Below are 13,508 nucleotides of genomic sequence, written 5' to 3' on the forward strand. Positions count from 1 at the left end.
ACAAAATTTCTGACACCCCCCAACGGGGGACAAGCCCCCTCGCCACAATAGCCCCTCGCCACAAGTAACAGGCCACCCGTAAAAAACTGGAACGATCAGCGCGTAACCATGATCTAGTCTTGGGCAGCCCAGGGAGAGATCGCCATGTACCGCTTTTTCGAACAACTCAGTTCGCGCATTGCCGCACCGTTCATGGCCGAGACCTCGCGCAACAGCAAGGTCTGGCAGTGCCGCTGTGGGCAGTCGCTGTTCTTTCGCAACAGCCAGTGCCTGGCCTGTTCGGCGCTGCTGGGCTATCAGCCGGAGCAGAGCCGCCTGTCATCGCTGCAACCCGGGCCGTACGCCGATACCTGGCTGCTGGACGCCGACCCGCAAGCCGGCGCGTTTCGCCGCTGCGCCAACCTCGACACACCCGCCGCCTGCAACTGGTTGCTGCCTGCCGACAATGGCCAGACCTTATGCGTGGCCTGCAGCCTGAACCGCACCATTCCCGACCTGTCGATCCCCGAAAACTCCGACCGCTGGCGCAAGGTGGAAACCGCCAAGCGTCGCCTGGTGGCGCAACTCATCAGCCTGGGCTTGCAGGTCATCTCCAAGACTGTCGATGACGACACCGGCCTGGCCTTCGATTTCGTCGGCATCGACCTGGAAGGCAACGCGCCCACCACCGGCCACGCCAATGGCCTGATCACCCTCGACATCAAGGAAGCCGACGACGCCCACCGCGAGAAAATTCGCGTACAGATGCGCGAGCCTTACCGCACCTTGCTCGGCCATTTTCGCCATGAGGTCGGCCACTACTACTGGGACCGCCTGATCGCCAACAGCCATTGGCTGGAGCCGTTCCGCGCAGTGTTTGGCGACGAGCGCGCCAGCTACGCCGACGCCCTTGAGCAGCACTACCAGAACGGCCCGCGCCCGGACTGGCAGCAAACCTGCGTCAGCGCCTACGCCACCATGCACCCGTGGGAAGACTGGGCGGAAACCTGGGCGCATTACCTGCACATGATGGACGCCGTGGACACCGCCCTGGGCTTTGGCATGAGCGCCCGGGAGATGGACCTGGATTACCAGCCGTTTCCCGTCAGCACACTGTATGACCCTGAACATCCTGGCGGTGCGGAGTTCCTGTCCTTCGTCAATGCGTGGATCGAACTGGCCGGCATGCTCAACGAACTGTCCCGCAGCATGGGCCAGCCGGATTTCTACCCGTTCGTCCTGCCGCCGGCGGTGATTGCCAAGCTGCACTTCATTCACCTGGTGATCCAGCAAGAGGGCGGCAGGGCGGATGAGGTCGTGCTTTTGTAGGAGCAAGCTTGCTCGCGAGGGTCGTCAACGATGACGTGCCTATGTGGAATGAACGCGGCGTCTTTGCGGTCTTCGCGAGCAAGCTTGCTCCTACAGCCAAGTACTTGAACCATCAGATGTTTTTAATCCCGCGTGAACGGTTGTAACTTCCGATGAGATCGGTACAATGGCGCGGCTTGCCGAGAGGCCAGCGTCGTTATGGTGACCCCATCGGTCCCCCCGCAACGATTACCCGTGAACCTGGTCAGAGCCGGAAGGCAGCAGCCACAGCGGGAACATTGTGTGCCGGGGTGTGGCTGGTGGGGTTGCCTCCAATCATCTAAGTGATTGATTATTAACGGTTTTTCACCCTTTGCCACGCGATGGTACAAGGAGTGATACATCCGTGTCGACCATCCCGTCCTACCTTTTGCTGTCCCGCGACTCGGTCTACTACTTCCGAATCGTGGTGCCGGATGTCATTCGCCCGTTATTCCCCCAAAAAAAATTCGTCGCTCCCTGCAAACTCGTTGCAAGCGGGAGGCGCTGATTCGTGGGCGTGACATTCTGGCCCAGGTCCAAGGGCTGTTCACGCAAGCGTTCCAGGGGAGTAGACCCTCTGTGGAGCTTCTGCGTGGTGCCTGGGAGGCAGGCGGCAAGCGTCTTGCGTGTTGGGCGTCGTGGCTGCGTCAGCAGCAGTTGCTTGGCGTCGTCATGCCATCGCCTGAAGTCTTGCGGGAAGCGCCCCCAGTCACCTTCCAGGCCCCCACAGCCCCGCCTTCCGTGATAGCAAAAGAGTCGGTACAGCAATCGCTTGGCTTCCTTGCGGTGGTCGACGAACAACTGGTCCAGCAGCGCCGGGAAGGCGTCGCGGTCAAGTCGCTAGACGACAAGCGTGCGGTAGCCGTGCTGCTGACCCGAATCATCGGTGACATGCCCATCGACCAGATAACCCGAAAGGACGCCCACCTTTTCCGGGAGACGGCGCTGAAGCTTCCGCCGCGCTTGCACCAGTTGCCGGACCAGCCCCTTGAACAGTCGATTGCGGAGGCGACCACGACCATCAGCGTGACGACCTTCAACAACTACGTGAAGAACTTGACGACCTTCTTTTCGTACGCGGTCAGGGAGGGCTATTGCAGTCGCAATCCGTTCGATGGTCTGCGTGTGCGTATTCGGCGCAAGGTCAGCGAGGAACGAAGTGCTTTCAGTGCCGAGGACCTGAAGGCTTTGTTTTACACAGCCACGTATGCGCCGGCCCATGGGGGTAAACCAAATCAATACTGGCTCCCTGTCCTGGGGCTCTATACGGGGGCCAGGCTCAACGAACTGTGCCAGCTTTACACTAACGACGTGGTGACCATCGACGGTATTGCCTGCATCCACATACGGGCTACGAGGCCGGACCAGAAGCTAAAGACGCCGTCATCCGAGCGACTTGTGCCGATCCATTCCAAGCTTTTGGCATTGGGTTTCCTAGAGTACGTGACGAAGGTGAAAGAGGCGGGCAACGAGCGTGTGTTCCCGGAGCTGACTTGCCATAAGAAGCACGGTTACAGTGCCGCGCCGTCGAAGTGGTTTACTCGGGTACGTGAGCAGTTAGGCTTCCGCGATGACTCTTCCAAGAAGGACTTTCACAGCTTCCGCCATACCTTGGCTGACCACCTCAAACAAAAAGGGATAGTTGAGGCACTTGTCGGTGGCGTGTTGGGGCATCAGGCCGGCGGGATCACATTTGGTCGCTATGGGAAGGACTTCAGGCCGGACGTATTGGCGCCTGTAATTGAGTTGGTGACCCTTGAGTCGTTCTAGAGCACTTTGGGTCGGTTACTGCGCAAATGCATTTGTGTGTTATGACAGGTGCCCTTGCTGTCATCGGCTAGCTTCCAGAGCGCCGACCCGGGATTACAACTTTTGTTGAACATTCCGTCGAACGGGATGGCCTTGAACTTGGCGTATAGTGTTGATGGGACGAGCATGGGCTGTTCGAAATGACTGCCAGCGGGTTTCAAAGACAGGTCGATGTAATGGGGGCTGTTTTGATGGGTGAGCATAGGGTCGACTTCGTAGGTGTGTCGGGCGCGCTGGATAGCTATTTATTGCTTCCGGCTCGATTTCAAGGGAGGGCCCAGTAATGGCCGACGCAAGCGAAGAAAAGGGTGAGCAATGGCAATGGATGGCGGCCGAAAACTTAGCTGACCATTTGGTTCCGCTGCTTAAGCACCATGACGTCAAGTGGCGCGGGCATGGGATCATCTATATTGACCACCAGCATGACAACATCTGCATCGCGCAACAATTACTCGTGGATTTAAGTATCAGCCTCGGTGCGCCTATTTCTTTGGTGCGCTCTAGGTTGGTTGAGTTGGGCTGGCTCAAAGACATCCGCAGTGCTTTGCCCATTCAGAATAATGTCAGGCGTGGAGTTGAGAGTCTTGCACCTTGGGCCCTGGATTCCGATGAGGAAGATGAAGAGGATGACCCTGATATGAGCGAAGACCATGACCGGGACTGATCTTGTGATGCGTCCTGTTTTTTCTTGTCTATGAGGTTTTATGCTCCCGGAACATTTTGATTTATCTGGCCCTGTGTTCTTGCCCATCACGGAGGAAACCTGTGCTGGCTTGTTGGCTATCCAGGGTGTAAGTGCACTTAACGCCATGACTGATCCGGAACTGGCGGCGATGTTGGTCATCCAGAATCTGGCTCAGGCAGCAGAAAAAGACCTCAATTCTGGTGCGGCTGAGACAGTGTTGTCCAAACTCATTGCATGGGCGGTCGACTCCCGACATTCAGGGTCTTCAGGGTTGTTATCAGAAGCGCAGCGGTTGTTCGATCCACGGAAGTTGTACTTCGGTCTGAACGCCCTCAAAGACTTGAATTTGCGCTTTCTTCTAGGAGATGAAGTATCGGCGAAGGATTACCTGCTGCCAGATGGTAAGTGGGATGTCGCGTACAAGGTTCGCCATCGTAGAAGCAACGACCCATTCAGCGAGCAGGTGGTTACACCCATACACCGTGAGCGTTGGCTGAGCGCTGCGCAAGACAAGTTGGTCAGGATTTTTCGCGCAAATTTGGACGAAGACCTGCATGTTCAGGGGTACGCGGGGATAGGCAAGAGTCACATGCTCGGTGCCTTGATGGAGTATCTGCGGCCAGAAAAAACGTTATTACTGGCGCACACGTCTGGAAAGCTAGAAGCCCTTTGTGAGCGCATGGGAGGAACGCGTGACAGGAAAGCAGGTTGGACGTTCGGGAACTTTGCGCAGAGGCTACTGCATGTTCCTAGGGCTCAACCCGCAACTACGCCCGCCAGAATCCCCGGCAAGCAGAAGGTGGCGCAGGAACTGAATATCCTCGGTTTTCATAGCCATGATTCGCAAGCGACCGTTGATGTTTGCCTTAAGGTGATAGAACGCTTTTGTCGCTCCAGGGGACATAGTCTGTCGGCCAAGCATCTGCCTCATTTCAAGCAACCCTTGTCTAGCCTAGATGCCAAGGTGCTTCTTGAGTATTCGAGCCGGCTGTGGGGTTACCTTGAGGCAAACCCAGGTTGGGGCAGCCAGACCGGGTTCGAGGCATTGCTATTGATAAAGCGGGCGAGCCTCGCGGGCTGCGTGGTGCCTGCTCGCTATACACACGTACTCATTGACGAAAGTCAGGATGTTCCCGAGTCGCTATTGCAGATTATCGAGCGGGGGCGTCAGGTGCTGATAACCCTGGGAGATGAATACCAGCAAGCAGGCGGTGTGCAGGTTCAAAGAAAGCGTGAGGTTCGGCAAAGTAATGTCAGCTACTCCGTGCGCTCAGGGCGCAATGTCGAGCGGCTGCTCAATCCTTTGATACTCCTACATACTCAGAAGAGTAAGGTCCCCTTCGAAGGTGCTCGTAATGCTGATGTAGGTATCGAAATGTTCCCCGAAGGCTTCGTGCCGCCTGAAGGTTGTGTGGTGCTGACGGCGTCCCCTTGGGATACGGCAAAGTGGGCCATTCATTTGCACGACTCCAACTGCGCGTTCAGTTTGTCGGACAAAAAGGCACAAGACAATATTAGGCATTTCATGAGCACTGCTATCGCACTGTTCAAGCCGGATTTCTATAATCCCGAGTACAGTGAAACGGGACCGCACCCGTACTTCAGCGATATGCCCGACTGGAAGCATGTGCGAGATGCCAACCTGTTCGATGAGTCGTTTCTATGGGTGGAGGCCGAGCTGGAAAAAGGCTTTAAAGTTGCTGATTTGACCCGATTGAACAGGATGGTCGGTCGCTCTGGTAAACGCTGCATGTTGATGATGGCGGAAGAGGCGGGGGGGATGGAGTTCAATCGAGTTCTGCTGACGCCCGAGTTGCTCACCAACGTGAAGTTCAAGGATGCCTATGAGTTCGATCAGAGGATCTGTGCTGTGTACATCGCAATCTCTCGCGCAAAGCACCAGCTTTACGTTCCTTACGATGTGGTGGAATGGATTGAGTATCACAATTATCAGGGATTCCGCGAGTCACATGGCTACTGATTGAATTCATCTTAGACGGCGCATAAGTTGCTGCATGTAAATCAGCACCTCCAGGGAGGAGGTCACGGGGAGGTCCAGGTCAATGCTTTTGCGAACCTGCTCTATGTCGGCTGTGCCATGCCCATTGATGTAGGACGTGCCCGAAATGTATCGGTATCATCCGCGCCACTATGAAAGGGACTTCTATATGCTCAAGAGAATCACACTATTCGCCGTACTGGGAGCGACACTAACTGGCTGCGTCACAGCGCCGCCGACGAATTTCTCAGTTCCAGGCGTCCAGCGGGCCACTACCCAGCAAGCAGTAGAACTCAAGGCTGTTTCGGTTTCCTATGGCCTTCCCAGCGAAGTCAAGGGCGACATTCCAACCTACGGCGAAGGTTTCCCCATCCTGTGGGAGAAGTCGCTGGTGGAAGCGATAGACAAGGCTGGGGTGTTCAGCGACGACGCCCCGGACAAGGTCAACATCTAGATCCCCCGGCCGGAGGCATCACCATGGTCACGCCCGCGCGTGCGCGCTACACCGTTGTGAGTCGCCGTACAGGGAAGACTCTGTTTGAAAAAGAAATCTACACGGAGGGGACTGTTCCACCTGGATACGCGTTTTCCGGACTGGTTCGGCTCAAGGAATCGCTCAATAGATCGGTACAGGCGAACATCGCCCAATTCCTTCAGTCGCTGTCGGCCGTGAAGCTGTAGGCCAACTGGTTGGCCGATGAGAGGAAAACGACAGCGGAGTGGACACTCACGGCCATCCACCCTTTCTGTTTCTTACGTTTGAGCGCTAGCCATAGTCAGTTCATAAACGCGCTCGCCATTAGCTCCCCGGCAGGCCAGGGTGTCAGCTTCCTCGTTGCCTGGGTTGCCGGTATGACCTCCGACCCAAATGAACGTCACCTCCCGTTGCTGTATAAACTGGTCGATTTGCTCCCATAGTTCGCGGTGCTCAACAGGCTTCTTGTTACTGTTCTTCCAGCCCTTGGCTTTCCAGTTGGGCAGCCATTAGTTTGCCCCTTTGACCACAAGCTGGGAGTCGCTGTAGAGCGTGATAGGCATTGGCTTGTTGCACCGCTTCAGTGCCTCCAAGGGAGCGCTGATAGCTGCACGCAGGCCGCAGATCCTTGTGGATGTTGCGACATGAATTTGGTGCCGTCGAGGTGATGGCAATTTAATGGTTCGTCGGGTAAATTTCTGGTCAATGGTTTAAAGAGCAGTTGCAATGGAAGACTTAGCTACCAAAATCATTCCGCTGGTTCAAATGCTCATTCCGGGATTCATCACGACGATGATGTTTTATTGGTTGGCAGACGTGAAGACGCCGGGCCAATTTGAAAGGACGATTCAAGCGCTCGTTGGTACTGGCATCATCACCCTGTTAGTGGCTTGCGTTCGCATAGCCCTGGAGTTTGTCGGGGAAAAGTACCCCATATTCTCGCCATGGAGCCCTACGGTAGAAAGCTCGTGGGGAGTAGGGCTGGCGGTGGGTATAGGCCTTCTCCTTGCCTATGCTTCAAACCACGACCATTTCTACAGATTTGCCCGTTGGTTGGGACTTACGTCGAGGGCGTCGAACTCCGAATGGATCTTTACTTTCAGAAGGCGTGAGGGCAAGAACATCGTGTTGACGTTGCTGGATGGAAGGCGTCTGTTTGGATACCCTTCAGCTTGGCCGGCTTCTCCAAAAGATGGCCACTTCTTAATCACCCAGCCTTCTTGGGTGGATGCGAATGACCAATGGGTTGACGTGGTCGGCGTTGAAAGTTACTTGATCTGCAATACCGATGTACTGATGGTTGAGTTCATGGAGTAGGGCCCCACAGAAATGTCATACGCCGTTCGATGGCCTAGCGCCCTTGTGTACTTTCTCATGCCCGCCCAAAGCCTTAGATAGATGAGGAAATGAAATGGAAAAGAGAGGCATATCCAGCCCCCCTAAAAGCCCCGCGACAAACGGGGTGAACAAGCCTTCGGCGCCTACATCAATTCGACCCTCGGCGCCTCCGAAGGCTCCACCCAAACCAGCGCAAAAGTAGGAGATCCTGCATGAGCGACGATAAGAAAAATAGAGTTCCCGTGTTTGATGGCGTCAGCCCGGTGATGGTTGCGGGTAGCAGACCAGCCATGCCTCCCAAAGCCCCTCCACCTGCTCCTAAACCCGTGAAAACTCCAAAGTGAAGGTTTTCAGGCGCCTCCCCCCACCGGGGGGATGTATTTACGTGCCATACCATTCAATCACGCGCGAATTTCTCACCCCAAAACTAGCTTAGGGGACAAGCCCAGTGGGTAGGCGAGTGCACGATAATTCGACGTAGCGGCGTTCGCCGAGGTGATGAAATGTCTTCAGATGGAAAACACCTTAAAAACTTGGTCGCTTGGATCGAATCGACCTTGGTGCCCAACGGATTTGAAGTAGTTCAAAAACTTCGGACACGTGGTGCTGAGGTCGGAGGAGGAGAGTTCGACATTGTGCTTCAAGGACGTGTCGGCTCTTTGAATCTCAAGTGGTTGATTGAGTGCCCTGACCGTCCTTCGGAGGGGCCTGCCCCAAGTAGCTGGGTTCAGCAGTTAATGGGACGCAAACAAGGATTTAGGTTTGATGTGGTCACGGCTGTTTCCACTACAGGATTCACGGCCGATGCCTTGGCGATGGCGCGTACGTTCAGGATTAGCACTAGAACGGTGAGAGGGCTTACTCCGGAAGAGTTTAGCTCTTGGGTATCTCCGTCAATATCATCAAAACCTTCGCCACGGTGGAGTCGGGCGGGCGCTCCGGCTTTGGGCCGGCCAAGTTGCCGGTGATTGCCTTTGAAGGACATCACTTTCGCAAGTACACCAAGAATAAATACGATCAGACCCACCCGCTGTTGTCGTACCCCTACGTGAAGAAGGCCGGCCCCCAGTGGAAGGCCAATAACAAGGACCAGGTCAAGGCCTGGGAGACCATGGCCACCGCCTTTGCACTGGAACAGGAAGCGGCCTTGAAGCCCGCCTCCTGGGGCATGTTTCAGATAATGGGCTCCCACCTCACGGCATGCGGTTATAAAACGGTGTTTGAGTTTGTCGTGGCCATGAAGATTAATGCCGGGCATCAACTAAAGGCTTTCCTCGGTTTTTGCAGCCAGAGCCCGGCACGGGTCAAGGCCATGAAGAACAAGGATTACGCCGCCATGGCGCTGAACTATAACGGCAAGGATTATGACGACTATGACCAACGCATCAAAAAAGCCTACGAAGCACTTGAAGGGAAAAAATAGTATGCCGTTCAAACGTTGCCTGTCCCGGTTGTGGGTTGCCTCTTTTATTTGTGTTGTGGGAACGCCTGCGTTTGCCGCCACGTTGCATTCGGGCACGTACGAAGGGCTGATGCTGGCCGTGACGCCTGCGCATCAGGTGGAGGGTTTTTATGCTGAAGCGATGGGCGAGGGCGTGACTCGTACGTGCACGTTCTTCCTGCAGGGCCAGGTCGATGGCGCGAAGGCGTCGGTATCCACGTGGCTGGATGCGACCTACCCGGGCACTGTTGCCGCGTCGTCGGACGGTGTGACGCTGACTGTGGAGAAGGGCCGCGAACATCCCGGCTGCATCAGTGTGTTGATGCCCGAAATTGCCACCGGCCTGGACTTGACCCAGACGGCCGCCAAAAAGTGGATTGGCCTGGTGACCGTTTCGTCCGACAAGGCCTTCCTGCAGAAGACCCCGGACGCCAAGGCCAGTCATCGTGCCTACGTGGTCAAGGACGATGTGGTCGCGGTGCTGGCCTTCAAGGATGGCTGGGCCCAGGTCGAGTTCATCAATGCTGAAGGTCGCTCTTCCAAGGGCTGGATCAGCCAGGACCAGTACGCCAGCTTGGCCCCTAAAGGCTGAAGAGGTTCCCCGCGCCTCGGTGTGCCAGGCACGCCGCGGCCTTTTTGATCGTTCCCTCGCTCTACGTGGGAATGCAGCCTGGGACGCTCTGCGTCCCGCCTTGCTGCTCTCAGTATTCAGGCCTTGTTGCGGTTGAACAGCTTGCGGACACCGGCGAGCAGCGCCACTACACCTATGACCAGGAACTTCTTCGCTGCCAGCAGGAAGATGCCGATCTTGGCAAACAACCCGGCCTTGGCGGCGATCCCGCCGGCCACGAGTGCCGCGAGGCCGTAGGTCGCGAGTTTGTCAGTCTTGGGGTTGAAGTCGGTGTACAGGTTGCCATCGGTGAAGTTGGTAAACGCCAGGACCTTAGGCAACTCCTGCTTGATGGTGGCCAGATCTGACATCCCGGCGACGGCGTTGAGCTCCAGCACACCTTCACGGCCCAGCACGCGGATGCTGTAGTTGAGGGTGGTCTGCTTGGCGTCGTCGGCTTTCAGTTCACGGGCCCAGTACATCTTGTGGGTGGTGTCGTCGTAGTGCGGCGGCTCGGCCCAGCCCAGCAGGTGCAGGCCTGCGTAACCCTGTTTCTGGCGCGCCTTGTTGTCTTCGACGTCTTCTTCCTGCATTTGCTTGAGCAGTTCGGTGTAGTCGATTTTCGCGGCGTCTTCGTCAGAAATGTGCCCGTCAGCCTTGTAGCTGACGATCACGCCCCAGCCGCGCTCCGACAAGGGGCTGACGGCTTTAGGCACGATCATGCCCAGGGTCTTGAGGCCCGGCGGGTTGCCCCAGCCATCGGTCAGCAGGCGCTCGGTGTCGGCGGGGTCGAGGTAGTAGAACTCGTCGTTGAGCTTGAGGGTGGCGATGTCGCCGGGCAGGGTGACCGTGCCGGTCTTCTGCTTGAGCGAACCGAGAAAGTGTTCGGCGGTTTCGGGGGCTTCGGCGGGGGCGGCAGTTTCAACAGGTGCTGGCTTGGCGGCAGCAACAGCGGGTGCGACAGGCAGGCTCAGGGCGGCCGCCGCCAGCAACAAGCGGAAGTAATTCATGGTAGTCCCTTACAATTTGAATTAATTTCGCGGGAGGATAACTGAAACATGTTGCAACGGGTTAGCCGAATGTTTCCCGCAGCAGCCCTGCAAATGCGTCCCGCGCCAGGTGGCGTTGGGTGTCCTTGTGCCAGAACAGCAGGTTGTCCACCGCCGCCAATTCGTCGAAACGATAGGACGTCAATTGGTTGGCCTGCTCGTAGCGCGCCAGGATGCCTTCCGGCGCCAGTGCCACGCCAATCCCCGCGCTGACGCAGCCAATGATCGTGCCCCAACTGGCATAGCTGGCGATGGCCGGCTTGATGTCGTGGGGCTTGAGCCAGTTTTCCAGGGCGGCGCGGTACGGGCAGCCGGGCGGCCAGACCAGCAACGTGCGGCCGGCCAGGTCACGGGCATCCTCGATTGGCGCGCTGGAAGCACTGGTGATCAGCACCAGGCGCTCGCTGTAGACCACACTTTGCTCGAGCTTCGGGCGTTTGCCGCCGGCGGCCACCAGCGCGGCATCGATGCGGTGGTGTTGCAGGTCATCAAGTAGTTGAGCCCAGGCGCCCGTTACCAACTCCAACTCCACCTGTGGATAACGTCGATGGTATTCAGCCAACAACGGCGGCAGGCGGCCACTGGCGCTGGACTCCACCGCGCCGATACGCAGTTTGCCGCGGGGAATGGCGTTGCTGTCGACGGCGCGCTTGGACTCTTCCACCAGCGCCAGGATGCGCTCGCAGTAGTCGAGAAACACTTCTCCGGCGGCACTGATGGCTAACCCGCGCCCGGCACGAATGAACAGCGGGGTGCCCAACTCGCTTTCCAGTTGCTTGATGCGCGTGGTGATGTTGGAGGGCACACAGTGCAATTGCAGGGCGGCCTGGGCCACGCTGCCGGTTTGCGCCACGGCTTTCACCATTTTCAGTTGGGCCAGTTCCATCGCTCAGTTCCAGTGATTACAGAAGTCAGAAACGGTTAATTGTCCTGCGTCTTGCCGGGGCCAAGACTGATGGCATTCCCACTGCTGGACGCCGTTCATGAAAGCCCCGTCACCTGTAAAGCTTACGCTAGTCACTGCCAGCGTCATCCTCTGTTGGGCGTATTCGCCCATTGGCATTCATCTGGCCTTGCACAGCTACAGCCCGGGCCAGTTGGCCCTGGGGCGGTTTCTGATTGCGTCGGTGTTGATGGCGGGTGTGGCGCTGGTGGGGAAGATCGAGCGGCCGCGTTTGCAAGACCTGCCGTGGCTGTTGGTGTTGGGGTTTTTCGGGATTTTCCTGCACCACCTGACCATCAACTTCGGGCAGCAATTTGTCACGGCTGCCGCGTCCAGTGTGCTGGCGCAATCCGTGCCACTGTTTACGGTGTTGGTGGCGTTTTTCGGGTTGAAGGAGCGGGTCACCGGCTGGCGCTGGGGGTGTGTGTTGCTGGGGTTGAGCGGGGTGCTGGTGGTGATCTGGGGTGAACATGGCCTGGGCGAGATCGACCCCCGCGGCTTGATGATCCTGGTGGCGGCGCTCTCGTGGAGCCTTTACTTCACGATCCAGAAACACTATTCCCGGCGCTACAGCCCGCTGACCACGGTGTGCTACACCGTGTGGTCGGGCACCTTGCTGCTGTGTGTCTATTTGCCGGGGTTGCCGGCGACGGTGTCACAGGCATCAACCCAGGCCAACCTCGCGGTGTTGTTGCTCGGGGTGTTCCCCAGTGCCCTGGCGTACCTGGCCTGGGCTTATGTGTTGCGACATGTCGAGGTCAGCCGCGCCTCGGTGGCGTTGTACCTGGTGCCGCCCGTGGCGATGGTGATGGCCGCCACGCTGCTGGGGGAGGCGGTGTCGATGCGCGTGGTGCTGGGTGGCCTGATCGTGCTGGCCAGTGTCGGCGCCATCAGCCTGGAAGGGCGCTGGCGCCGCAAGCCACTACGGGTTCACGCTGAACACCCGCAGACGGTGACCGTCGGGGTCTTGGGCGACAAAGGTGTAGCCGAAGTCCGCCTCGACCGGTGACTGGATGATGCTCAGCCCCAGGTCCGCCCAGCGCGCTTGCAGTTCATCGACCGTTGCTACATCCGCGACGCAGAATCCCACTTCGCCACCGCCGACCGTGGCCTGGGCCGCGGGCTCCACGGTGTGGCGGGACCACAGGCCGAGTTTCACGCCGTTGTCGAGGACGAACAGGGCAAAGGTCGGCCCCAGTTCCACAGGCGGTTTATCCAGCAGGCGGCTATAGAGGTTGGCGCTGGTGGCCGGGCTGTCGACGTACAACAAAAAGTAATGGGCAAGGCTATTCATGATGACTCCCTGGTAATGCGCAGCAATGGCGCGGCTCAGTCCCTAGTCTAAGGGGCTGTCCTGTCAGTTCATGTCAGGAGTCATCCAGCAAAGAGCAGACAGTCTCGCTGTCTGCTCTTTTTATTGCGTGCACGTGTGTTACGAGCTTTAAGGCTTGGACAAGGCCTGGTCTACCGCTGCGATCAGCTTTCCCAGATCCTTCGGGGTGGCTTTGTGAATGACACCGAACAGGTAAGCGCGCTGTTCCTCTTCGTCGACCAAATCTGCGAAAAAGACTTTCAGCTTCACTCCCAGCGCCTCTGCGAACAAGAACAGAGCCTCGACGCTGGGTGTATAGGTGCCGGTTTCGAAGCGGCTGATGGTTTTAGGGTCAAAACCGGTTTTTTCACCTAGTTCAGCCTGAGTAAGCCCTGCGACCTTGCGGTAACGTCTGATGGCCGGACCCAAACTTGAAATGTGCATCGCTCAATTCCCATTTAGAATCAAGAACTTAACGATAAATCTTAAAATTAGACAACCGCACGTACCATCACCTT

General features: G+C 57.3%; 14 protein-coding genes, 1 other RNA gene and 1 pseudogene. 11 read left to right on the plus strand and 5 right to left on the minus strand.

Annotation, left to right across the window (positions count from 1 at the left end):
• Positions 1–144 precede the first annotated feature (144 nt).
• From HX855_RS25665 to HX855_RS33505, 6 genes are all read left to right on the plus strand, one after another.
• The gene (locus HX855_RS25665; protein ID WP_177084589.1) at positions 145–1,308 is read left to right on the plus strand and encodes a putative zinc-binding metallopeptidase; all 1,164 of its coding nucleotides are present in this window, start codon (positions 145–147) and stop codon (positions 1,306–1,308) included.
• Positions 1,309–1,516: 208 nt separating this feature from the next.
• Positions 1,517–1,613, plus strand: an RNA gene (ffs, locus tag HX855_RS25670) — signal recognition particle sRNA small type.
• Between the two features lie 295 nt (positions 1,614–1,908).
• Positions 1,909–3,099, plus strand: a complete 1,191-nt coding sequence (locus tag HX855_RS25675) for a tyrosine-type recombinase/integrase (RefSeq protein WP_309139796.1) — start codon at positions 1,909–1,911, stop codon at positions 3,097–3,099.
• 322 nt (positions 3,100–3,421) lie between these two features.
• Complete coding sequence (locus HX855_RS25680; RefSeq protein WP_177084591.1) at positions 3,422–3,802, plus strand: hypothetical protein; 381 nt, start codon at positions 3,422–3,424, stop codon at positions 3,800–3,802.
• Between the two features lie 40 nt (positions 3,803–3,842).
• Complete coding sequence (locus HX855_RS25685) at positions 3,843–5,804, plus strand: hypothetical protein (RefSeq protein WP_177084593.1); 1,962 nt, start codon at positions 3,843–3,845, stop codon at positions 5,802–5,804.
• A 187-nt stretch (positions 5,805–5,991) separates the two neighbouring features.
• Complete coding sequence (locus HX855_RS33505) at positions 5,992–6,276, plus strand: hypothetical protein (RefSeq protein WP_177084595.1); 285 nt, start codon at positions 5,992–5,994, stop codon at positions 6,274–6,276.
• A 299-nt stretch (positions 6,277–6,575) separates the two neighbouring features.
• Here HX855_RS33505 and HX855_RS33935 read toward each other — a convergent pair whose 3' ends face one another.
• Positions 6,576–6,803, minus strand: a complete 228-nt coding sequence (locus HX855_RS33935; RefSeq protein WP_177084691.1) for an RNase H family protein — start codon at positions 6,801–6,803, stop codon at positions 6,576–6,578.
• A gap of 220 nt (positions 6,804–7,023) precedes the next feature.
• Here HX855_RS33935 and HX855_RS25700 point away from each other — a divergent pair, with 220 nt between their 5' ends.
• From HX855_RS25700 to HX855_RS25715, 4 genes and pseudogenes are all read left to right on the plus strand, one after another.
• Positions 7,024–7,614: a DUF6338 family protein gene (locus HX855_RS25700; protein WP_177084596.1), complete on the plus strand. Its 591-nt coding sequence runs from the start codon at positions 7,024–7,026 to the stop codon at positions 7,612–7,614.
• 524 nt (positions 7,615–8,138) lie between these two features.
• Positions 8,139–8,603, plus strand: coding sequence for a restriction endonuclease (locus tag HX855_RS33940; RefSeq protein ID WP_177084597.1), 465 nt, complete (start codon positions 8,139–8,141; stop codon positions 8,601–8,603).
• Positions 8,519–9,058 (plus strand): annotated as a pseudogene (locus HX855_RS25710) (N-acetylmuramidase domain-containing protein); the annotation flags it as partial. The gene HX855_RS33940 and the pseudogene HX855_RS25710, both read left to right, overlap by 85 nt.
• A gap of 1 nt (position 9,059) precedes the next feature.
• Entirely contained in the window at positions 9,060–9,668 is a 609-nt protein-coding gene (locus HX855_RS25715; RefSeq protein ID WP_177084599.1) for a hypothetical protein, read from the plus strand.
• A 116-nt stretch (positions 9,669–9,784) separates the two neighbouring features.
• Here the strand turns inward: HX855_RS25715 and HX855_RS25720 are convergent, their stop codons facing one another.
• Both HX855_RS25720 and HX855_RS25725 read right to left on the minus strand, forming a co-directional pair.
• Positions 9,785–10,696, minus strand: a complete 912-nt coding sequence (locus HX855_RS25720) for a DUF2167 domain-containing protein (RefSeq protein WP_177084601.1) — start codon at positions 10,694–10,696, stop codon at positions 9,785–9,787.
• A gap of 61 nt (positions 10,697–10,757) precedes the next feature.
• A complete protein-coding gene (locus tag HX855_RS25725; RefSeq protein WP_003219067.1) occupies positions 10,758–11,621 on the minus strand; it encodes a LysR family transcriptional regulator in 864 nt (287 codons plus the stop codon).
• A gap of 97 nt (positions 11,622–11,718) precedes the next feature.
• Between HX855_RS25725 and HX855_RS25730 the strand changes: the two genes are divergently transcribed.
• On the plus strand, positions 11,719–12,687 hold the full coding sequence (locus tag HX855_RS25730) for a DMT family transporter (protein ID WP_177084603.1): 969 nt from the start codon (positions 11,719–11,721) through the stop codon (positions 12,685–12,687).
• Here HX855_RS25730 and HX855_RS25735 read toward each other — a convergent pair.
• Together HX855_RS25735 and HX855_RS25740 are read right to left on the minus strand one after the other, a co-directional pair.
• On the minus strand, positions 12,601–12,972 hold the full coding sequence (locus HX855_RS25735; RefSeq protein WP_177084605.1) for a VOC family protein: 372 nt from the start codon (positions 12,970–12,972) through the stop codon (positions 12,601–12,603). The two genes, HX855_RS25730 and HX855_RS25735, sit on opposite strands and share 87 nt — an antisense overlap.
• A gap of 147 nt (positions 12,973–13,119) precedes the next feature.
• Positions 13,120–13,434, minus strand: coding sequence for a helix-turn-helix domain-containing protein (locus tag HX855_RS25740; protein ID WP_003219061.1), 315 nt, complete (start codon positions 13,432–13,434; stop codon positions 13,120–13,122).
• Positions 13,435–13,508: the final 74 nt, after the last annotated feature.

The organism is Pseudomonas sp. IPO3778 (genome assembly GCF_013386825.1).
Lineage (GTDB): Bacteria > Pseudomonadota > Gammaproteobacteria > Pseudomonadales > Pseudomonadaceae > Aquipseudomonas.